Source organism: Streptomyces sp. NBC_01408 (assembly GCF_026340255.1).
Classification (GTDB): Bacteria; Actinomycetota; Actinomycetes; order Streptomycetales; family Streptomycetaceae; genus Streptomyces.
This window is the reverse complement of record NZ_JAPEPJ010000001.1, coordinates 4453912-4475052: the sequence shown is the minus strand read 5'-3', so window position 1 is coordinate 4475052 and position 21141 is coordinate 4453912. Positions and strand designations below refer to the sequence as shown.

Genomic DNA, 21141 nt, shown 5'->3' with positions numbered 1-21141 from the left:
GTTCCACCGGGTCCTACCTGCGGGTCCCGCCGTTGCTGGGCGGGTATCCGGGCCGGGCGGGTATCGACGGCCGTACCGGGGCGGGGGCGGGCATCGGCGGCAGGGAGGGCTCGTACAGCCAGGCGGTGAACAGCTCGTCCAGCGGCTCCGCCGCGTAGCGGGCCGCATGGGCGGTGAAGCCGGCCGTGGTCACCACGCCGTGCCGGTGCACGGTGACCCAGTCGCGCAGCATGCGGAAGAACGCGTCGTCGCCCAGCGCGCAGCGCACCGCGTGCACGACGAGGCCCCCGCGCTGGTAGAGGCGGTCGTCGAACATCAGCTTGCGCCCCGGGTCGGCCAGCCGCAGGTCCTGCGGCTGCAAGGACAGCAGCCGGTGTGCGACGGCCGCCAGTTCGTGCGCGCTGCGGCCGCCGGAGCGCTCCGACCAGAGCCACTCGGTGTACTTCGCGAAGCCCTCGTTCAGCCAGATGTGCCGCCAGTCGGCGATGGTCACGCTGTTGCCGAACCACTGGTGTGCGAGCTCATGGGCGATGAGGCGTTCCGAACCGCGTACGCCGTCCAGATGGTTCGCGCCGAACAGCGAGAGGCCCTGGGCCTCCACCGGGACGTCCAGTTCCTCGTCGGCGACGACCACCGCGTACTCGCCGAAGGGATAGGGCCCGAACAGCTCCTCGAACAGCCGCATCATGGCGGGCTGCCGGGCGAAGTCGCGGGAGAACCGCGCCAGCAGGTGCGCCGGCACGTGGGCGCTCTGCGGCACACCGCCGAGCCCGGGATCACCGAGCAGCACCGTCTGGTACGTGCCGATGGCCAGGCCGACCAGGTAGCTGGAGGTCGGCGCGGACTGCTCGTACACCCAGGTGGTGGTGCTGGCCTTGGTGGTGCGGGTGAGCAGCCGGCCGCCGGCCACGACCGTGTAGGGCGAAGGCGTGTTGACCGAGATGTGGTACGAGGCCTTGTCGGCGGGCCGGTCGTTGCAGGGGTACCAGGAGGGCGCGCCGACCGGCTGGCTGGCCACCAGCGCGCCGTCGGCCATCTCCTCCCAGCCGATGCCGCCCCAGGGGCTGCGCACCGGCTTGGGGTTGCCCGCCCAGTGCACCTCCACGGTGAAGGCGGCGCCCGCGGGCAGCGGCTTGGGCGGCCGGATGCGGAGCTTGCCGCCGCGGTGGGCGTAGTGCGGGGTCCGGCCGTTCACCAGGACCCGGCCCACTCTGAACTCGGCGAGGTTCAGGTGGAACTCGGTGAGCGGCGCCCGCCCGGCGATCGCGCTGAGCCGGGCCGTCCCGGCCAGCCGGTTGGGGCCGGGACGGTACTCCAGAGCGAGTTCGTACCGGTGCACTCGGTAACGGGGGTCGCCGTTGGCCGGAAAGTACGGGTCCGATGCCGTTGTCTTCTGGCCGCTCACTGCCGCTTCCGCTCCCTGCGCTGTGCTCGTTCGACGTGCTGGGGCGTGGACGGTCCGGTCAGGACCGCCATGCCTCGATCGGATTGCCCAGCCAGCGGGTGTCGGCGGGGACGGACTCCCCGGCCATCACGAGGGAGGCGGGACCCAGGGTGCTGCGGGCTCCGACGGTACTCCCTGGCAGGACGATTCCGCCCGGGCCCAGGGTGGCGCCCTCGCGGAGGACCACAGTATCCGTTCTCAAGATCCGATCGTGGAAGAGGTGTGTCTGCAGTACGCAGCCCCGGTTCACGCTGACCGCGTCGCCCAGCACCACCAGGTCCGTCTCCGGCAGCCAGTAGCTCTCGCACCACACGCCCCGGCCGATCCGGGCGCCGAGCGCGCGCAGCCACAGGGACAGCAGCGGCGTACCGGGTACGGATCCGGCCAGCCACGGCACCGCCAGTACCTCGACGAAGGTGTCGGCCAGCTCGTTGCGCCACACGAAGCCGCTCCACAGGGGGTGCTCCCCCGCCCGGTGCCGGCCCACCAGCAGCCACTTCGCGGTCACGGAGACCGCGCAGGCGGCCAGACCGGCCGTGAGGAGGGTCGCTCCGGACAGCAGCGCGGCTCCCGCGATGCCCAGGCCGTCCGTCGCGGCCAGGGCGCAGAGCGCCGCCACGGTCAGCACGGCCAGGGCGGCCGAGCAGAACACCGGGACGATCCGGCACAGCTCCACCAGGCCGCGCGCCCACAGCAGGCGCGCGGGCGGCTCGTACGTCCGGCTCTGGTCGGAGCCGGCGGCCGAGCGCGGCAGCCGGACCGGCGGCAGGCCCAGGTAGGAGCTGCCCTTCTTGGCCTTCTTCGGGGTCGCGGACAGCACGCCGACCAGCCCGTCGTCCGGCACGCTGCGGCCCGGCGCGGTCATGCCGGAGTTGCCGAGGAAGGCCCGGCGGCCGATCTCGGAGTGGCCGATGCGCATCCAGCCGCCGCCGAGTTCGTAGGGGGCGGTCAGGGTGTCGTCGGCGAGGAACGCGCCTTCGCCGACGGTGGTGAGGCTCGGCAGCGCGAGGACGGTGGACACCTCCGCGCCCCGGCCGATCTTCATGCCGAGCAGCCGCAGCCACACCGGTGTGATCAGCGCGGCGTACAGCGGGAAGAGCGTCTCCCGGGACAGGTCCATCAGCTGGGTGACGGTCCAGGCCTGCCAGCCGATCCGGCTGTGCGTCGGATGGGTCCCGGTGCGCAGTCCGAGGCTCAGCAGCCGTACGGCGACCAGCAGCAGCAGCGCGTACGCGAACCCGAAGGCGAGTGCCGCGGGCACCACGGCGAGCAGCGCTCCGCGCAGGGCCTCGGCGATCCCGGCGTCGGCGGGCACGAAGCGGCTCAGCACGAGCAGGGCGGGCAGGGTGGCGAGCACGGGCAGGGCGGTGAGGCAGAAGCCGGTCGCCCCGTACATGGCGCGCCAGTGGACGGCGCGCGGCGGGCGCTCCTTGGGCCAGTTCCGCTTGGCCTTGCCGACCTTTCCGGCGGGCGCCCCGGCCCACCGCTGGCCGGTGGGGATCTGCCCGACCACGGCGGAGCCGGGGGCCACCTCGGCCCGCTTGCCGACCCGGGCGCCGGGGAAGAGCATGCTGCGCGTGCCGACCACCGCGCCGGCGCCGACCTTGACCTGGCCGATCTCCAGCCGGTCCCCGTCGAGCCAGTGCCCGGAGAGGTCCACCTCGGACTCCACGGCGCAGCCGCGGCCGAGTTTGAGCATGCCGGTGACGGGCGGCAGCGCGTGCAGGTCCACCTCGGGGCCGATCTTGGCGCCGAGTGCCCGGGCGTAGCGCTCCAGCCAGGAGCCGGTGAGCGAGGTCGCGCCGACGTACTCGGCCAGCCGCTCGGCGGTCCACAGCCTGAGGTGCACGCTGCCGCCGCGCGGGTAGCGTCCGGCCTTCACCCCGCGCAGCAGCAGGCGTGCGCCGCCCGCTGCGACGGCGAGGCGACCGGGCGGGCTGAAGAGGAGCGCCGCGCCGGCGGCGACGAGCCACCAGGAGGCGGTCGGCGCCCACGGGTAGGGCCCGAACCAGTGCAGTACGTTGCCCAGCGCCAGCAGCGCCACGGTCCAGCGCAGGCCGACCAGGGTGAACAGCGGGATCAGCAGGAGCGACTGGACGATCTTGGAGCGGAGCGGCACCGGGGCGACGGTCCGGGCCGCGCCGTCCTCCTGTACGGATTTCTCCAGGTGGCGGGCCAGCTTGCGCAGGGTGGGCTGCTGGTAGATGTCGAGGACGGCCGCGCTCGGGTAGCGGGTACGCAGCCGGGTGGTGAGCTGGGCGGCGGCGAGGCTGCTGCCGCCGATGGCGAAGAAGTCGTCGGCGGCGCCGGCGACGGCCACGCCGAGGGTCTCGCTCCACTGCTCGGCGAGCCAGGCCTCGGTTCCGTACAGCTGCTGGGTGGGGCCGCTGGTCTCCAGTTCGGGCAGCGGCCAGGGCAGGGCGTCGCGGTCCACCTTGCCGGAGGTGCGGGTCGGCAGTTCCGCGACCGGCGCGAGCAGCGGCACGAGGGCAGCGGGCAGCTCGGCGCGCAGCCGTGTCACGGCCGCCGCGTGGTCCCAGCCGTCCTGGGTGACGAGGTAGCCGACGAGCAGCTGGTTGCCGCTGCGCGCCGTGCGTACGGCGGCGGCAGCGCCGGCGACGCCGGGCAGGCCCTGGAGCGCGGCGTCGACCTCGCCGAGCTCGATCCGGCGGCCGCCGAGCTTGATCTGCTCGTCGCCTCGGCCGAGGAAGACCAGTCCCTCCGGTTCCGCGCGGACGAGGTCACCGCTGCGGTAGGCGCGCTGCCAGCCGAGGGATTCCAGCGGGGCGTACTTCTCGGCGTCCTTCTCGGGGTCGAGGTAGCGGGCCAGGCCGACGCCGCCGATGACGAGCTGGCCGCTGCCGCCCATGGGCACCGGCTCACCGGACTCGTCGACGACGGCCAGTTCCCAGCCGTTCAGCGGGAGGCCGATCCGGATCGGCTCCTCACCGGTCAGGAGGGAGGCGCAGGCGACGACGGTGGCCTCGGTGGGGCCGTAGGTGTTCCAGACCTCGCGGCCCTCGGTGACCAGGCGCTGGGTCAGCTCGGGCGGGCAGGCCTCGCCGCCGAAGATCAGCAGCCGGACCTCGCCCAGGTCCTCGGGCTCCCAGAGCGCGGCCAGGGTCGGCACGGTGGAGACCACGGTGATCTCCTGCTCCACCAGCCAGGGGCCGAGGTCGGCGCCGCTGCGGACCTGGGAGCGGGGCACGGGCACGAGGCAGGCGCCGTAGCGCCAGGCCAGCCACATCTCCTCGCAGGAGGCGTCGAAGGCGACGGACAGCCCGGCCATGACCCGGTCGCCGGGTGCGATCGGCTCCTCGGCGAGGAACAGCGCGGCTTCGGCGTCGACGAAGGCGGCGGCGCTGCGGTGGCTGACGGCGACGCCCTTGGGCTTGCCGGTGGAGCCGGAGGTGAAGATGATCCACGCGTCGTGCCCGGGGCCGGGCCGGGCGGCGGCGCCGCGGGCTTCGGCCGGGCCGGTGGCCCCGGTGACGTCGATGCGTCCCCCGGCGCCCAGTACGGCCGCTACCCCGGCCTCGCCGAAGACCAGCTCGGCCCGCTCGTCGGGGTCCTCGGCGTCGACCGGGACGTAGGCCGCGCCCGCGGCGAGCACGGCGAGGATGGCCGAGTACAGCTCGTTGGTCCCGGACGGGACGCGTACGCCGACCCGGTCGCCGAGTCCCACTCCGGCGGCCGCGAGGGCCCGCCGCCGGTGCTCGACCTCGGCGGCCAGCGCCCGGTAGGTCAGCCGGGTGGCGCCGTCGTCCAGGGCGAGCTCGTCGGGGTACTCCCGTACGGAGGCCTCGAAGATGTCGACGAGGGTGCGCGTGGGTGCGGCGGGCCCGGCGGAGAACCGGGCGGACTTGCCGGACTCGTCGTTCGTCGCCGCGTCGTCGAGCAGGGTGGTTTCACCGTGCTCAGGTGTTGCTGCCATCGGCCCTCGCGTCTCGTTCCGGAAACGTCCGGGTCGCCGGCGGAGCCCAGGTCTGCCCAGGTTGTTCCGGTCCGGCGCCGAACAACCTGTCAGTCTAGTGCGACATCAAGAATTTTCTTCTTGAAGCCTTGCGTGTGGCCTGGATATGCGCCTCCCCGCACGGGGGTCCGACCGGGTCAGAGATCGTCCTCGTCCAGGTCCAGGAAGGCCGCCAGGGCGGGCTCCCCACCCCCCTCGGGACCGGGCAGGGCCTGCTCCGCCCAGATGACCTTTCCCTCGGGCGTGTACCGGGTGCCCCAGTGCTCGCTGAGCTGCGCCACCAGGAACAGGCCCCGGCCTCCCTCGTCCGTGGTGGCGGCGTACCGCAGGTGCGGCGCGGTGCTGCTGCCGTCCCACACCTCGCAGGTCAGGGTGTGGTCGTGCAGCAGCCGTACGGTCACCGGTGCGCTGCCGTGCCGCAGGGCGTTGGTGATCAGCTCGCTGAGGATCAGTTCCGTGGCGAAGCCGAGTTCCGGCAGGCCCCAGTCGTCGAGCGTCTTCGCCGCGAGGCTGCGCAGCGTGCCGACCGCGCTGGGCTCGAACGGCACGTCCCACTGCACGACCCGGTCGGGCCCGAGGGTCCGGGTACGCGCGATGAGCAGGGCCACGTCGTCGGTCGGCCGCTCCGGCAGCAGGATGTCGAGCACGGCCCGGCAGCTCTCCTGCGGGTCCCGGTCGGGGTGGCTCAGCGCCGCCCGGAGCAGTTCCAGTCCCTCGGTGATGTCCCGGGTCCGCTCCTCGACCAGCCCGTCCGTGTACAGGACGAGCTGGCTGCCTTCCCGCAGGTGCAGCTCGGCGGTCTCGAACGGCATGCCGCCCAGCCCCAGCGGGGGCCCGGCCGGCAGCTCCACGATCTCCGTCGTGCCGTCGGGCGCGACCACCAGGGGCGGCAGGTGCCCCGCCCGCGCCATCGTGCAGAGCTGGGACACCGGGTCGTAGATGGCGTAGAGGCAGGTCGCGCCGAGTACGCCGCCGTTCACGTCGTCGCCCTCCCCGTCGTGGTCGATCCGGTGGACGAGGTCGTCGAGGCGGGCGAGGATCTCGTCGGGCGGCAGGTCGAGGGTGGAGAAGTTGTGCACCGCGGTGCGCAGCCGGCCCATGGTGGCCGCGGCGTGCAGGCCGTGCCCGACCACGTCCCCGACGACCAGCGCGACCCGGCTGCCCGGCAGCGGGATCACGTCGAACCAGTCGCCGCCCACCCCGGACTGTGCGGGCAGGTAGAAGTGCGCCACGTCCACAGCGCTCTGCTCGGGCAGGGCACGCGGCAGCAGGCTGCGCTGGAGGGTCTCGGCGAGGGCGTGTTCCCGGGTGTAGCGGCGGGCGTTGTCCATGGCGACCGCCGCGCGGGCCACGAGTTCCTCGGCGAACGACATGTCGTCCTCGTCGAAGGGCTCCGGCTTCCGCGAGCGCCAGAAGTTGACCACCCCGAGGACGACGCCCCGGGCCGTGAGCGGGGCCGCGATGAGGGAGTGGATCCCGTACTCGACGATGGCCCGGGCGCGCGGCGGGTCCTGGGCGTGCCAGCCGGGCGCCTCGGAGAGGTCGGGCACCAGCTCGGCCTCACCGCTGCCGTAGCCGCGGGCCTGCGGGGTGGACGGCAGGAAGTCGATCAGCCGGCCGCAGGGGTAGAGGGGGTGGTCGTTGCGGATCCCGCTGACCGCCGTGCGCCGCATGTCGGGGCTCGGGCCGGGCTCGTCCCCGGCGAGCACCGAGTCGGCCAGGTCCACGGTGACGAAGTCGGCGAAGCGGGGTACGGCGACGGCGGCGAGCTCCTCGGCCGTACGGACCACGTCGAGGGTGGTGCCGATGTCGCCGCCCGCGTCGTACAGCAGCTTGAGGCGCCTGCGGGCCGTCTCCGCCCGGGTGGTCAGGACCTGCATCTCGGTGGAGTCGCGGATGGTGACCACGGCGCCCGTAGGCCGGCCGCGGGGGAGGGTGAGCCGCTGGTTGACCACCAGCAGCCGGTCCCCGCTCTCCAGGACCTCGTCGGTGGCCACCCGGCCGGACAGCAGTAGGTCCGCCATCCGGCGCTCCATGCCCGGCACGTCCCCGATGTGGCGTCCCTCGGCGTCTTCCGGCAGCCCGAGGAGCCGTTTGGCCTCGTCGTTCGCCAGCAGGAGCCGCCGGTCGTTGTCGGTGATCAGCACCCCTTCGCGGACGGCATGGAGCACCGCGTCGTGGTGCTCGTACATGCGGGTCATCTCCTGCGTGCCGAGCCCGTGGGTCTGGCGCCGCAGCCGCCTGCTGATCAGCGCGGTGCCCACGGTGGCCAGGGCCAGGCCGGTCGCGATGGCCAGGAGGATGACCGGGAGCTGGCGGTCGACGACACCGGAGACGTTTTCCACCGTCAGGCCCGCCGACACCAGCGCGACGACGCGGCCGTCGGACGCGATGACCGGCACCACGGCCTGGATCTCCTTGCCGAGGGGGCCGTTCACGCTCTCCGTGTAGGTGTGCCCGGCGAGCGAGGGTTCGATGGTGCCGACGAACGGCTTGCCGATCCGGTCCGGCTGGGGATGGGTGTAGCGGATGCCCTTGGTGTCCATCACGACGATGAAGTCCACCCCGGCGTCCACGCGCGTGGCCTCGGCCAGCGGCTGCAGGACGGCGGACGGGTCCGGGGTCTTCAGGGCGTCCTGGAGGCCCAGGGAGTGGGCGAAGGTCTGGGCGACGGAGACGGACCGGTTCTTCGCTTCCCGGTCGCTGTCGTGGCGTGACTGGAGGACCAGTGCCAGCAGCGCGGCGGCGGCGAGCAACACCACGATCGCCACCTGGAGGACGAATACCTGGCCGGCGACGCTCCTGAACCTGTTGCCTAGGGGTGACCGCACCGACGTGCCCGGCACGGGTGGCGAGGAAGGGTCACGCACCCAGTTGTAGCACTTCCCGGCGCTCGTGGCTGCGGATATGCGCACGCCGCGTCCGTACGATCACACCCTGGTGGCCGGCGGGCGGCCGGTCCGGGCGCGCTAGCGCGGGCTGCGAGCGGTGCCGGCGGCCGCGGCGGCCGCGGGCTGCGGGGTCCCGACGGGCCGCGGGCCCTGCGTGGGCGAAGCCTTCTCCGGGGTCTCGGGGGTCTGCGGGGTCTGCGGGGTCTCCGGGGTCTCCGGGGTGCAGGTGACCTCGTCGCGCGGGGTGTAGTGGGTGGTGAACTCCTCGCGCTTGACCTCCTTGCCGCCCTGTACGAAGACACGGCCGACGGCCACGTCGAAGCCTTCGAGCGGGGTCTGGACCTCGCACTTCGGTCCGCTGCCCGTCCGCTTGCCGGGCGGCGTCACCTGGGTGCGCGGCCCCTGGGTCGCGCGTATCTCGTCGTACTTCTTCGTGCCGAGGAGGGTGATGGTCAGCGAGGTGTCGGTGGATTCGGCCCGGACGTAGAGGGCGTGGCCGGTGTCGTTGACCCAGCGCAGGTCGAGGAGGCCCCAGGCGACGGTGGCTTCCCGGCCCTCGGGGTAGCGCTCGATGTAGAACGAGTGGGCGCCGTGCTCGACGGTCTTGACGCCCGCGAAGAACGCGGCGTTGTACATGGTGGTGGCGACCGCCGAGACGCCGCCGCCGGGCGATTTCACGTACTGGCCGTCGTTGATCATGATCCCGTCGACGAAGCCGTTCTCCGGGGTGCGCTCGCCGACGGTCCGGTTGAAGCTCCACTCCTTGCCCGGGAGGACCACCGAGCCGTTGATGAGCTCCACGGCCCGGCCGATGTTGGTGGTGCGGTACGGGGCGGCCGGGAATTCCACCGTGAAGGAGGAGAGCTTCTCCTTGATGCCCAGGCGCCGCGCCTCGGCGCTCGTGAGGTCGGGCTGGACCTCCACGGTGGGGACCTCGCCGCTGCGGGCCGCGCCCGTACGGGTCAGCAGGGGCAGCACGGTCCGGCCGAGCGCCTCCTGCGTGACCTGCCGTCCCGTGCGGCCCTGGTCCCCGACCACCACGTGGCCGTCCGCGCCGACGGCGAGCGCGGCGTCGCGCGGGGCCCGGGTGACCGCCTCGACCGGGCGGGCCACGGCGGGGTCGGCGAGCAGGCCCTTGGAGTCCAGGGCCGGCACGAGGCGGCCCTGGGCGTCGGGCTTCATCTCCAGGTGCCCGCCCAGCACGGCGGGGCCTACGGGTATGCGCCGGCCGGCGACGGTGAGCGTGACGGGGCCCGACATCGCGGGCTGCGCGAACTGTCGAAGGGCCCGTCCGGTCTCCTCGGCTCCGATGCGCGGCTGCGTACGCGCGACCGGCATCACGACGGGGCCGGCCTCCGCCCGCAGGTAGGCGCCGCGGAGGGTGTCCAGGGCCTGGCCGGTGATCAGGGAGACGCCCGGGAGCGGGGTGACGGTCTTCGGCATGCCCTTCTCGAAGGCGATCGATCCGTCGCGGACCTGCTGGCGGGTGCTCGCGCCGATGCGGTCGACCGCGGCGCGGGCAGTCGGCTCGTCCATGCGGGTCACGGGCTCGACCTCGCGCTCGCCGTCGGCGAACAGCCCGCCGATGACGGTGCCGGGGCCGTATCCGGTGCGTGCGGCGCGCTCGACGGTCGCGAGGGTGTCGAGGGAGAGCCCGAGCGCGGCGGGATCGGCCTTCTCGACGCGGTCGCCGATCTTCATCGCCACGGGCGCCGCGGCGGTGGGTCCGAGCTCCCGGTCCAGCGTCTGCCGAGCCTGGGCCCGGCTCATCCCGCCGATGTCCACGCCCCGGACCCGCGTACCCGGGTCGATGTCGCCGCCCGTCACGAGCCCGGTGGCGTAGAGGCTGCCCAGCCCGAGCACGGCGGCGCCGCCCGCCAGCGGCAGTGCGGTCCGCCAGTCACCCGTCCAGCTGCGCGCGCGTCCCATGTCTCTCCCTGGCGCCGACCGGTCGGGCGGTGGCGCGGACCGCGGCAGCGGCCCCTAGATGACGATTCCGGAACCGTAATGATTTCCCTGAAACGGACTATTTGGGGGCGAATGTAATGGTTCTCACGCAGCCGGAACCGCGTCCCGTGATCAAAAAAGAGCGCCCGGCCTGAACAGGAGTTCAGGCCGGGCGCTCCGGTCAGCATTCCGGGCGGACGGGATCCGCCGAGGTCAGACCGCCGGGACCGGGTAGGTCGGGTACTCCACCCCGGACACGTGCTGGACGACGCGGATGACCTGGCACGAGTAGCCGAACTCGTTGTCGTACCAGAGGTAGAGGATCGCGTTGTCGCCGTCGACCTTGGTGGCGCCCGCGTCGACGATGGAGGCGTGGCGCGAGCCCACGAAGTCCATGGAGACGGCGTCGGGAGCGGTGGTGAAGTCGATCTGGCGCTTCAGCGGCGAGTGCAGCGAGACGCCGCGGAGGTAGTCGAGGACTTCCTCGCGGGTGGTCTCGCGGCCCAGGCGCAGGCTCAGGATGGCGATCGAGACGTCCGGGACGGGAACGCGGATCGAGCTGCCGGTGATCGGCGCCTTGAGGTCGGGCAGCGCCTTGGCGACCGCGGAGGCCGCGCCGGTCTCGGTGATGACCATGTTCAGCGGCGCCGAACGGCCACGGCGGTCCGAGCTGTGGTAGTTGTCCAGCAGGTTCTGGTCGTTCGTGAACGAGTGGACGGTCTCCACGTGGCCGCGCAGCACCCCGTACTCGTCCGCCATCGCCTTGAGCGGCGGGACGATCGCGTTGGTGGTGCAGGAGGCGCAGGACAGGATCTGCTCGTCCGGCTTGATCGTGTCGTGGTTGACACCGTGCACGATGTTCGGGACGTCGCCCTTGCCGGGCGCGGTCAGGACGACCTTGTCGATACCAGGGCGCAGGTGCTTCGAGAGCCCCTCGCGGTCGCGCCACTTTCCGGTGTTGTCGATGAGGATGGCGTCCTTGATGCCGTACGCCGTGTAGTCGACCTCGGACGGGTCGTTGGCGTAGATCACCTTGATCTCGTTGCCGTTGGCGACGATCGTGCTCTTCGCCTCGTCCACGGTGATCGTGCCCTGGAACTGGCCGTGGATGGAGTCGCGGCGCAGCAGCGAGGCGCGCTTGACCAGGTCCTGGTCACCGCCCCCGCGGACGACGATGGCGCGCAGGCGCAGGCCGTTGCCGGAGCCGGCCTTCTCGATGAGGAGGCGGGCGACGAGGCGGCCGATGCGGCCGAAGCCGTAGAGGACGACGTCGCGCGACTCGCGGCGTTCGATCTTGTTGTCACCCGTGGCACCGATGACGGCCTCGGCGGTGAACGCCTCCACCGACAGACCGCGGTCGTCCGTCTTGTAGGTGGCGGCGAGCATCCCGATGTCGATCTGGGACGGACCGAGGTCGAGCGTCGTGAGGGCCTGCAGGAACGGCAGGGTCTCGGTGACCGAGAGCTCCTCACCGTCGATCTGGCGGGCGAATCGGTGGGTCTTGAGGATGCTCACCACCGACTTGTTCACCAGGGAACGGCTGTGCAGGACGACCGTGACGTCCCGCTCCCGGTGCAGCTTCCCGATGATCGGGATCATCGACTCCGCGATCTCCTCGCGGTTCTTCCAGTTGGTGAACGAGTCGTCATTGACAGTCACAGGCTTATCTTTCGAGCTAGGCGGCGCTCACATGCTAACCCCCCGATACTTTGATCATTCAAACGGTGCCCCCCAGCGCGACGCTTGATGCGATTTACCCAGCCTTGTTCCCCGCGCTCCCCGCACTCCGCGCGCTCTCCGTACGCTCCCCCACGGGCTCGGCGCCGGCGGGCACCTCGTAGATCCGCCCGTCGACACCCGCCCGGTAGAGCCGGCCCGCCGAGAAACCGCGGTCGCCCTGCCCGTAGGTGAGCTGCGTGGACAGGCGCATCCCCGACTCCAGGGCGCACAGGCTCCCGCCCTCGGCCCGCCAGATCTGCCCCGAGGCGTGGGTGGCGATCAGCGGGCGCCCCCGGCCGTCGAGGGTGAGCCCGTCGGGGAGGGCGAGGGCGTCCGACGCTCCGGCGGAGATCCAGCGCCGCGGGTGCGCGGGGTCGCCGACAGGGATCCGGTACAGCCCGGGGGCGACGGTGGTCTGCACGACGTAGACCTCGGACCCGTCCGGGGACACGGCGATCCCGTTGGGCTGGGCCACCTTCGCCCAGGCGGGATCCACCCGCCCGTCGGGCGTGACGCGGCCGATGCTCCGGCCGCCCAGGGTGGTGGTGTAGACGGTGCCGTCGGGTGCGAGCGCCACCCCGTCGATGCCGCCGAGCCCCGAGGCGTACGTGGTGACCTCGCCGGATTCCGGATCCACCGCCAGGAGCTTCGACACGGGGAGGACGTCGCCGGTGAGCGAGTGCACGAGGTCGTTGCCGGTGCCGACGAGGAGCCGGCCGTCGGGGCGGACGACGATCCCGCCGTTGGCGCCGATGTCCCCGGTGAGGGCGACGGGGGCGCTGCCGGGAGCGTCGATCCGGTAGACCCGGCCCGTGAAGTACGCGGTGGCGAACATCCGGCCCCGCCGGTCGACCGCGATCGACTCGACCCAGTCGGGCAGGTGCGCCACCTGCACCGGCGGCGCCGCCGGTCCGGTGGCGGCGCACGCGGGCGCCGCGTGGGCCGGGCCGCCGGGCACGAGCACCCCCGCGGCGGCCGCCACGGCCAGGACGGCCGCCCGGACGACGCCGCGGCGCGCCCCGCGCGAGGCGGTGTGGAACTTCTCGGTCAGCCTCATCGGTTCCCCCTCCGTGGCCGTCGGCGGCACGCCGCGCCGTCGACGGACCGGCACTCGTCGAGGCGGTCCACGATAGGGCGGGAGCCGTCCGGGGCCGCCGGGCGGCTGGAAAACGCGGGGAGTTGGCCGTATCCCGGCAGGCCGGACCCGCTGGACGAGTGAGTCCGGGGCGGCAGCGGCCCTCGGCGCCGGATCAGCTCTCGCAGGACTCCTCGAGGTAGGTGCGCGCCAGCGCGCCGGCGCGCGTGAACCAGTCCGCGAGCACGGCGGTCTGCTCCGGCGTGTACAGCGCGAAGAGCTCCGCGAGGCGCGCGTAGTACGGCCCGTAGATCGCCGTCACGCGCTCGACGGCGTCCGGGACGGCCACGACCCGTACCCGGCGCCCGTCGGCCGGGTCCGGCCGGCGGACCACGAAGCCGCCGCGCTCCAGGCGGTTGAGGACGCCGGTGACCGCCCCGGTCGTCACGTGTGCGCGTCCGGCCAGGTCACCGGCGGTGACGGGCGAGTCACCGGCCTCCAGGACGTACGCGAAGCACACGAGGTCCGTGACGTTCAGGCCGAGGTTCCGGGCGAACTCCTGCTGACCGACGATGCTCGTCGCGATGAGGTGGTCCATCGCCCCGATGGCGTCCGCGGCCGTGGCGCCGGGCTTGACCTCCATTGAAATTCCCTTAGTTCATGAGATATCTTTCTTACTTACTAAGACATCATAGGTCCGGCGGGCACGAGGAGGACACGTGAGCGCACACCCCTACGACGAGGGCCACACCGTCGCCGGATGGGCCGGTACGGCCGTCGCCACGGTCGGCACCTCGGTCACCGCCGTGGGCGTCATCGGCTGGAGCCCGGGGATCTGGCTGGGGCTCGCCATATCGGCGGCGGCCCTGCTGGTCACGTGGCGCCTGCACCTCGCGGGCTGGGGCAAGCCGCCCGGCGGGCGCCCCGCCGCCCAATGGGGCATGGGGGTACGGGACCACTCCGCACGCCAGGGACACGCGGACTGCCTCGGCTGCCGGCTGGCCAGCCGGCGCCCCTCCCCCGCGCGCACCGATCCCGCCGTCACCACCCCTCCCGCCCCGGCCGACGCCACGGCCGAGGCCACGGCCTGACCCGCCGGGGCGGTAACGGCCCGCGGATCGCCCTCGGGGTGCTCAGCGCGCAGTGCCCGCCCATCCGTGCTGTCCTCGTAGAGGGGAGAAATCGGGGGTGCACTCGACAGCGCGAGGCATGGACGAGCGAGCCAAGGAGACTGAGATGAACAGGAACCTGCGGGCCCGGGACATCATGACCGAGGGCGTGACGTGCGTCCGGGAGAACCAGTCCCTGCTGGACGCGTCGCGCATGATGCGCGACCTGAACGTCGGCTGTCTGCCGATCTGCGGCAGCGACCAGCGTCTCCAGGGCCTGATCACGGACCGCGACATCGTGATCAAGTGCTGCGCCGAGGGCAAGGACCCGGCTCGGATGCTCGCCGGTGAACTGGCCGGCACCCTGCACTGGATCGACGCCGACTCCAACGCGCAGGAAGCGGTGGACACCATGGAGGTCCACCAGATCAAGCGGCTTCCCGTCATCGACGTGGCCGGCGGCCGCCGCCTCGTCGGCATGATCACCGAGGCCAACCTGGCGATCAACCTCTCCGACGAGGACATCGCGGAGTTCGCGGTCCGCGTCTACGCCGCCAACTGACCCGGCAAACCTTTCCGGTCACAGCACCGGTGCGGTCACAGCACCGGCGGCGGCCGCGGCAGGCCCGTCCTGGTACGAGGACGGAGCCGCCCGGCCGCCCCGGCCCGTTCAGCGCTCGGACAGCTCCGACGGGGCCTCCTGGACCACCCAGCCGTTCCCGTCCGGGTCCTCGAAGGTCATGAACGAGTTCCAGGTGCCCCCCTTGCCATCCTCCCAGCCCTTCTCCCCGACGTGCCGGACCGGGGAGACGTCCACGCCCCGGCCCAGCAGTTCCGCCCGGGCCGCCTCGATGTCCGTGACGCACAGCTGGAGGCCCTGCAGGGTGCCCGGCGCCATCGGCTTCGTACCGGGCGCCGCGGGCATCCCCTGGAGCATCGCGATCGAGCACCGCGAGCCCGCTGGGGTGAGCTGGATGATGCGCACGCCGGGGGCGACCTCGTCGTCGAGGTCGACCTTGAACCCGGCCTTGGCGGCGTAGAACTCCTTCGCCCGGTCCATGTCGCTGACGGGGACGGGGATGACTTCGAGCGTCCAGTTCACGGAGGAACTCCTCACGAACGTCGGGGCTCTGGCCGCGCCGGGCCGTACCGGGCTGCACCAGAAGAGGATCAAGGAGACAATTACAGCAGGGCAGCGGCCCCGCGAGGTAGACCTGACGGCCTCGGACCCGGAAGTGGGGCGGTGTGATGCACGACGGCCTGTTCCGCGACGCCTCCGGCCTCTCCGGGGAACCAGGCGACGAGACGTCCGAGGCGTACGCCCTGCTGGACGTGCACGGTGTGCTGATCGGCCTGAGTCCCGGCGCGGAGAGCCTGCTCGGCCGCACTGCGGAGGAGGTCCGGGGACGGCGGGGGGCCGATCTGCTGTACACGCGCTCGGACGCCACCGCACTCGTGGGACGGTGCGAGCCCGGCGCGGTGGTCGATCTGGGACGCGCGGTCCTGCGGCACAGCAGCGGACAGCCCGTCGAGGTGACGCTCCAGGTCCGTCCGATGGCCTCCACCGGCGGTGACCAGCAGTGGCTGGTCCTGGCGAGGGACTCCACCGGCGCGCACCGGCACGAATTCGGCGAGGCCCTCCTGCGCGGGCTGTTCACCGAATCCCCGGTCGTCATCGACGTCTTCGACACCGAGCTGCGCTTCCTGGCGCAGAACGACGCGCAGCGCCGCACCGGGGCCTTCGGGGGCCAGGAGTGCACGGGCCTCACGATGGCCGAGGTGGCACCGCCCGGCCTGCTGGACCTGGAGGCCTTCGAGGCGCGGCAGCGGCACGTCCTGGAGACCGGGGAGGCCCTGATCGCCACCGAGGTCCGCGGCCGCACCCCCGACGACCCGGACCGCGAGCACGTCTGGTCCGAGTCGATCCTGCCCCTGCGCAGCCGGTCCGGGGAGGTGATCGGGCTGGCGCACGCGGTCGTCGACGCGACGGAACGGGACCGGGCCAAGGAGCGGCTTGCCCTGGTGAACGACGCGAGCACGCGCATCGGCACCACGCTGAACGTCCTGAGCACCGCGCAGGAGCTCGTCGACGTGGCCGTCCCGCGCTTCGCCGACCACGCCTACGTCAACCTGCTGGACCCCGTCTTCGGCGGTGAGGAGCCCTCGCACGGCCCGGCCTACGACGCGGTGCGCGGATCCGTGCCGCAGCGCCGGGCCGCGAGTTCGGTCGCGCCGGGCGCGCGGAGCGAGGCGATGGTCCCCATGGGCGAGGTCGACCGGTTCGCCTCGGGGCCCGGATCACCGTTCGCGCTGGCGCTGGCGAGCGGTGAGCCCGCGCTGATGACGGGCGCGGAGCTGATTGCCGAGTTCGCCACGGCGGACCCCGGCCGGGCCGCCCTGGTAAGCGAGTACGGGGTCCACTCCTGGCTGCTGGTCCCCCTGTTCGCGCGGGGTGCGGCGCTGGGCACCGCGGTCTTCGTGCGCTCCGAGCGCGCGCACCCCTTCGAGGCCGACGACGTGCTGCTGGCCGAGGAGATCGTGGGACGCGCCGCCGTGTGCATCGACAACGCGAGCCGCTACACCCGGGAGCGGACGACGGCCCTGGCCCTCCAGCGCAGTCTGCTCCCCCAGCGGCTGCCGGAACTCGGCGCGGTGGAGGCGGTGGGGCGGTACCTGCCGGCCAGCGGACACACCGTGCTGGGGGGTGCCTGGTTCGACGTCATCCCGCTGTCGGGCGCGCGGGTGGCACTGGTGGTGGGGGACGTGGTGGGGCACGGCCTGCACTCGGTGGTGACCATGGGCCGGCTGCGCACGGCGGTACGGACCCTCGCGGACCTCGATCTGGCGCCCGAGGAGCTGCTGAGCCGGCTGAACGACCTGGTGGGCCGGTTCCAGGACGAGCACGGCCACGGGCTCACGGGCGGTGCGGCAGGGACGACCTGCGTGTACGCGGTGTTCGACCCGGTCTCGCGGGTCTGCGTGCTGGCCCGCGCGGGGCACCCGGCACCGGCACGCGTATCGGCGCGGGACGGTCGGGTCGAGGTCCTCGACCTGCCCGGCGGATCCCCGCTCGGACGGGGCGGGCTCCCCTTCGAGAGCGGCGAACTGAAGCTGGCCGACGGGGAACTGCTCGTGCTGTACACCGACGGACTGGTGCGCTCGCAGGGGCAGCCGCTCGACACGGGACTCGACCGGCTGCGCACGGCGCTGGGCGGGCTGCGGCCCGACGGGAGCCTCGACGCCGTCTGCGACGAGGTGATGGGACGTCTGCTGCCGACCCGCCCGCACGACGACGCCGCGCTCCTGATGGCGCGGGTGCGCGGGCTGGATCCGGACCACCACGCCAGCTGGGAGCTGGCGTCCGAACCCGAGGTGGTGGGCCGGGCCCGGGTGCTCGCGACGCGGAAGCTCGCCGAATGGGGCCTGGAGGAGCTGGAGTTCACCACGGAACTGGTGGTCAGCGAGCTCGTCACCAACGCCGTCCGCTACGGCAGCCCGCCGATCCGGCTGCGGCTGATCCGCGACCGCGAGCTGATCTGCGAGGTCTCCGACGGCAGCAGCACCTCCCCGCACGTCCGGCGGGCCCTGGAGACGGACGAGGGCGGCCGCGGCCTGTTCATGGTCGCGCAGCTGGCCCAGCTCTGGGGCACCCGCTACCACGCCCGCGGCAAGACCATCTGGGCCGAACAGCCCTTCCCCGACGGCGCGTCCGCCCTCCCCGCCACCCCGTAGGCCCTGCCCGACTTCATGTTGCGGTGTCCGCGGTGCCGGCTTCAGCTGTCGTGCCCGGCGGTTCGGCGCCGCTCGGCGCGGTGGGCGAGCGCCTCGATGATGCGTCGCCATGCCGGTGATGCCTCGGAGATCCGGGAAGAGACCAGCTTGAGGTACCCCGGCCGGCTGCTGTCCCGTGCGTGTTCGACCTCCCATGCGTCGAGGTCGTCGATGAGCCGGTCCAGGCGTGGATCGTACGGATCCCAGTCGACTGATTCATCACAGGCGAGGTACAGGCGCGTCGTCTCGGGGTCGTCGAAGCCGGCGTTCTTGTCCCGTATCCGCTGCGGCATGACCTGCGGGTCCAGTGCCTGCATCAGGATCCACGCGTCGCGCTCGAGTCGTACCCTCCGTTCGCTGACCCCGAGACCGCGCATCCGGTCCAGGATGGCGACCACCTCGGGGGGCAGGACAAGCCTTTCGCCGCTGTTCAGTTCGGCGATCCGGCGGCGGTATCCGGTGAGCTCGTCGATCCTGCGCTCCAGTGCGGCGTCGATGTCGGTGACGGCTGCGGCGAACTCGGTCGGTTGTGCGTGCAGCAGCGCGTCGATACGGGCCAGTGGCACCCCGGCATCGGCGAGGGTCCTGATCCGGATGAGATCCACCGCCGCTTGTGCGCTGTACCGGCGGTAGCCGGAGGCATCGCGCTCGGGCTCGGGCAACAGGCCGACGTGGTGGTAGTGACGAACGGTGCGCACGGTCACGCCGGCGGTAGCCGCGAGCTGGCTGATCGTGAGCACCGTCCGCCTCGGGTCTTCGTGCAACGTGGTCATGTCGAGTCTGCCGAGTCTAGAGGCGAGCTCGGTCGACGACGTCGCGGATCGCGCGGACCACGGCATCGGGGCGGTCGAAGCAGAGCCGGTGGTGGCTGGTGTCGGAGATGATGCGCTGTTCCCCGTGCGAGACCGCGCTCACCAGGGCCGCGTCCATTCTCGTGCGGCCTTCGTGCATCTCTCGCAACGTCCGCTCCGGCGTCAGCGCCTGCTGGCCGGGGTCGGTGCCGACCACGGTGAGGGCGACCAGCGGGACGTCGGGAACGTTCGGCCCGGCCCGCAGTTCGGTGGCGAGTCCGGTCAGATTGGTGCGCTCGGCGATGCCGACCTGCGTCCATTCGTCGCTCGCCTTGGCATCGACCAGCGCCTGCCGCATGTGCTCCGGGTAGTCCGCGAGCAACTCGGACCTCATCTCGCGCAGGGCCGGACGCATCTGTTCCAGCTGCTCCCGATCGGGTCCCATCTGCTCGACCGCGGCCAGACACGCCGCGGGAGGCATGAAGTCGTCCCAGTCGCGGTGGATGGCGTCCAGCCAGACCAGCCCGGCCACGTCCTTCGGGTACAGCTGCGCGAACCGGTGCGCGTAGAGGCCGCCGAGGGAGTGCGGCACCAGAACGTACGGGGCGGCGATGTCCTGGGCGCGCAGCAGCTCGTGCAGTTCCGTGGCGACCGCGGCGGCGGTGCGCGGCAGCGGAAGGGGATCGCTGTATCCCGTGCCGCCGCGGTCGTACACAACGGCGGTGGTGAACTGGGAAACCCCCTGCTGGACACCGAAATAGTCCAGGCCGACCGCGCTCGCGCCCGGCAGGAACACCACGGCCGGTCCGCCACTGCCCGACCGGTGCACGAAGATGCGGCGGCCTTCGATCTCCTGGAAACCTCCGATCGGCGGGACGAGCCGAGCCGGGGAAGTGCTGTTTTTGTTCGTCATGCGACCAGGCTCCAACCCTGACGCAGGGTCAGGGTCAACCCCTTCCATCGCCGCACCCGGAATCTCATCGCGACGCACGTTCATGCCGGTCCCCGCCCCTTTCCTGCCGCGCCGTCATCGGGCGCACGCTCACCGAACCTCGGGTAGATCTTCCGTAAGCTCGTGCCGCTCAGTGCGACCAATTGAGCCCACGCACAGCCGAGTCCGCGAAGGCCCGCCCTGTTGCGGACCCATCGACCTTCCAGGGGAACGCCATGCTTCTGCCCGTCAACCGACGTCTGGCCGTCAGCGCCACCGCCCTGCTGGCCCTGCTGGCCACCGCGGCGCCGGTGACCGTCGCGCACGCCGCGCCGGCCCGCCCGGCCGCGGCAGCGCAGGCCCCCGTGCCTGCTGCCGACCTCGAGGCCCTGGCCCAGGCGCTGAAGAACACGACCGACGCCGGCGCTCCGGGTGCCATGGTGCGCCTCACCGGCCCGAGCGGTGTCCTCACCCGGACGACGGGGGTACGCGACAAGGCCACGGGCGCGGCCATGGACACCAAGGCCCGCTTCCGGATCGGCAGCGTCAGCAAGACCTTCTCCTCCGTCGTGCTGCTCCAGCTGGTGGCCGAGAAGAAGATCGACCTGGACACCTCCGTCAACCGCTACCTGCCGGGCCTGCTGCCCGACGACCGGATCACGGTGCGGCACCTGCTGACCCACCGCAGCGGGCTGGCGGACTACACGGACGCCATGTTCGCGCAGACCGTGCCCGGGTTCGAGGCCGTGCGGAACAAGGTGTTCACCTACCAGGAGCTGGTCGACCTGTCGCTGGCCGAGCCGCGGACGACCGAGCCCGGCGCGGCGTACAAGTACTCGAACGCCAACTTCGTCGTCGTCGGCATGCTCATCGAGAAGGCCACCGGCAACAAGCTGGCCAAGGAGTACGACCGGCGCATCATCAAGCGCCTGGGCCTGCGCAACACCTCGTACGTCCACCCCGGCACCACCATCAAGGGGCTGCACACCCGCGGTTACCTCCACCCGGACGAGGAGGGCGCGCCGCTGGTGGACTCCACCGAGCAGACGGTGTCGTGGGCCCAGTCCGCCGGGGCGGTCATCTCCAACGCGGCCGATCTGAACACCTTCACGTCCGCGCTGCTCGGCGGCCGGCTGCTGTCCCCGTCGATGCTGGACGCCATGATCACCGTGACTCCGACCGACACCACGAACACCCGCTTCTACGGGCTCGGCCTGCGCCGCTACGACCTCTCCTGCGGCACCTCGGTCTACGGGCACACGGGCACCGTGCAGGGCTTCTACACCTACGCCTTCGCCACCCGGGACGGCCGCCGCAGCCTCGCCGCGATGGCGAACACCTCGAACAGGGGCACCGCGAACACGGCCCTCGGCGGCACCCTCGAAGCCGCGTTCTGCGGTAAGCAGCCCGTGAAGCCCACCGCCCGCGGCTTCGCGGTCACGGCTCCGGCCGAGGTGGACCTGCCGGAGCACAACGCGCGCTGACACCCC

Annotated in this window: 14 protein-coding genes; 4 read left to right on the top strand and 10 right to left on the bottom strand. The window is 72.4% G+C overall.

Annotated features, from left to right (window positions below; translation table 11 throughout):
- Window positions 1-13 precede the first annotated feature (13 nt).
- The 7 genes from OG447_RS20395 to OG447_RS20365 form a co-directional block, all read right to left on the bottom strand.
- Window positions 14-1405 carry a M1 family metallopeptidase gene (locus OG447_RS20395; protein WP_266938257.1) on the bottom strand — a complete coding sequence of 464 codons (1392 nt, stop codon included), beginning with the start codon at window positions 1403-1405 and terminating at the stop codon, window positions 14-16.
- Window positions 1406-1463: 58 nt separating this feature from the next.
- Window positions 1464-5378, bottom strand: a complete 3915-nt coding sequence (locus OG447_RS20390) for a Pls/PosA family non-ribosomal peptide synthetase (RefSeq protein ID WP_266938256.1) — start codon at window positions 5376-5378, stop codon at window positions 1464-1466.
- A 176-nt stretch (window positions 5379-5554) separates the two neighbouring features.
- Window positions 5555-8188, bottom strand: a complete 2634-nt coding sequence (locus tag OG447_RS20385) for a SpoIIE family protein phosphatase (RefSeq protein WP_323181798.1) — start codon at window positions 8186-8188, stop codon at window positions 5555-5557.
- Window positions 8189-8386: 198 nt separating this feature from the next.
- Window positions 8387-10237 (bottom strand): VanW family protein, encoded by a 1851-nt coding sequence (locus OG447_RS20380; protein WP_266938255.1) that lies wholly within the window; start codon window positions 10235-10237, stop codon window positions 8387-8389.
- 231 nt (window positions 10238-10468) lie between these two features.
- Window positions 10469-11914: a glyceraldehyde-3-phosphate dehydrogenase gene (locus OG447_RS20375; RefSeq protein WP_266938254.1), complete on the bottom strand. Its 1446-nt coding sequence runs from the start codon at window positions 11912-11914 to the stop codon at window positions 10469-10471.
- Window positions 11915-12008: 94 nt separating this feature from the next.
- Complete coding sequence (locus OG447_RS20370; RefSeq protein WP_266938253.1) at window positions 12009-13031, bottom strand: SMP-30/gluconolactonase/LRE family protein; 1023 nt, start codon at window positions 13029-13031, stop codon at window positions 12009-12011.
- Between the two features lie 193 nt (window positions 13032-13224).
- Window positions 13225-13692 (bottom strand): MarR family winged helix-turn-helix transcriptional regulator, encoded by a 468-nt coding sequence (locus OG447_RS20365; protein WP_266938252.1) that lies wholly within the window; start codon window positions 13690-13692, stop codon window positions 13225-13227.
- A 76-nt stretch (window positions 13693-13768) separates the two neighbouring features.
- On the opposite strand from OG447_RS20365, the gene OG447_RS20360 reads away from it, so the two are divergent.
- The gene (locus tag OG447_RS20360) at window positions 13769-14140 is read left to right on the top strand and encodes an HGxxPAAW family protein (RefSeq protein ID WP_266938251.1); all 372 of its coding nucleotides are present in this window, start codon (window positions 13769-13771) and stop codon (window positions 14138-14140) included.
- A gap of 145 nt (window positions 14141-14285) precedes the next feature.
- On the top strand, window positions 14286-14720 hold the full coding sequence (locus OG447_RS20355) for a CBS domain-containing protein (protein WP_266938250.1): 435 nt from the start codon (window positions 14286-14288) through the stop codon (window positions 14718-14720).
- 108 nt (window positions 14721-14828) lie between these two features.
- On the opposite strand, the gene OG447_RS20350 is transcribed toward OG447_RS20355, so the two are convergent.
- Window positions 14829-15260 (bottom strand): VOC family protein, encoded by a 432-nt coding sequence (locus OG447_RS20350; protein ID WP_266938249.1) that lies wholly within the window; start codon window positions 15258-15260, stop codon window positions 14829-14831.
- A gap of 146 nt (window positions 15261-15406) precedes the next feature.
- Between OG447_RS20350 and OG447_RS20345 the strand changes: the two genes are divergently transcribed.
- Complete coding sequence (locus OG447_RS20345; protein WP_266938248.1) at window positions 15407-17890, top strand: SpoIIE family protein phosphatase; 2484 nt, start codon at window positions 15407-15409, stop codon at window positions 17888-17890.
- A 41-nt stretch (window positions 17891-17931) separates the two neighbouring features.
- Here the strand turns inward: OG447_RS20345 and OG447_RS20340 are convergent, their stop codons facing one another.
- Complete coding sequence (locus OG447_RS20340) at window positions 17932-18702, bottom strand: MerR family transcriptional regulator (protein WP_266938247.1); 771 nt, start codon at window positions 18700-18702, stop codon at window positions 17932-17934.
- Window positions 18703-18718: 16 nt separating this feature from the next.
- Window positions 18719-19633, bottom strand: a complete 915-nt coding sequence (locus tag OG447_RS20335; RefSeq protein ID WP_266938246.1) for an alpha/beta fold hydrolase — start codon at window positions 19631-19633, stop codon at window positions 18719-18721.
- Between the two features lie 254 nt (window positions 19634-19887).
- Between OG447_RS20335 and OG447_RS20330 the strand changes: the two genes are divergently transcribed.
- Complete coding sequence (locus OG447_RS20330) at window positions 19888-21135, top strand: serine hydrolase (protein WP_266938245.1); 1248 nt, start codon at window positions 19888-19890, stop codon at window positions 21133-21135.
- Window positions 21136-21141: the final 6 nt, after the last annotated feature.

Coding starts and splice junctions, on each gene's coding strand:
- OG447_RS20355 (WP_266938250.1), top strand. CDS start 14,286: ATGAACAGGAACCTGCGGGCCCGGGACATCATGACCGAGGGCGTGACG.
- OG447_RS20335 (WP_266938246.1), bottom strand. CDS start 19,633: ATGACGAACAAAAACAGCACTTCCCCGGCTCGGCTCGTCCCGCCGATC.
- OG447_RS20370 (WP_266938253.1), bottom strand. CDS start 13,031: ATGAGGCTGACCGAGAAGTTCCACACCGCCTCGCGCGGGGCGCGCCGC.
- OG447_RS20380 (WP_266938255.1), bottom strand. CDS start 10,237: ATGGGACGCGCGCGCAGCTGGACGGGTGACTGGCGGACCGCACTGCCG.
- OG447_RS20345 (WP_266938248.1), top strand. CDS start 15,407: ATGCACGACGGCCTGTTCCGCGACGCCTCCGGCCTCTCCGGGGAACCA.
- OG447_RS20365 (WP_266938252.1), bottom strand. CDS start 13,692: ATGGAGGTCAAGCCCGGCGCCACGGCCGCGGACGCCATCGGGGCGATG.
- OG447_RS20390 (WP_266938256.1), bottom strand. CDS start 5,378: ATGGCAGCAACACCTGAGCACGGTGAAACCACCCTGCTCGACGACGCG.
- OG447_RS20330 (WP_266938245.1), top strand. CDS start 19,888: ATGCTTCTGCCCGTCAACCGACGTCTGGCCGTCAGCGCCACCGCCCTG.
- OG447_RS20340 (WP_266938247.1), bottom strand. CDS start 18,702: ATGACCACGTTGCACGAAGACCCGAGGCGGACGGTGCTCACGATCAGC.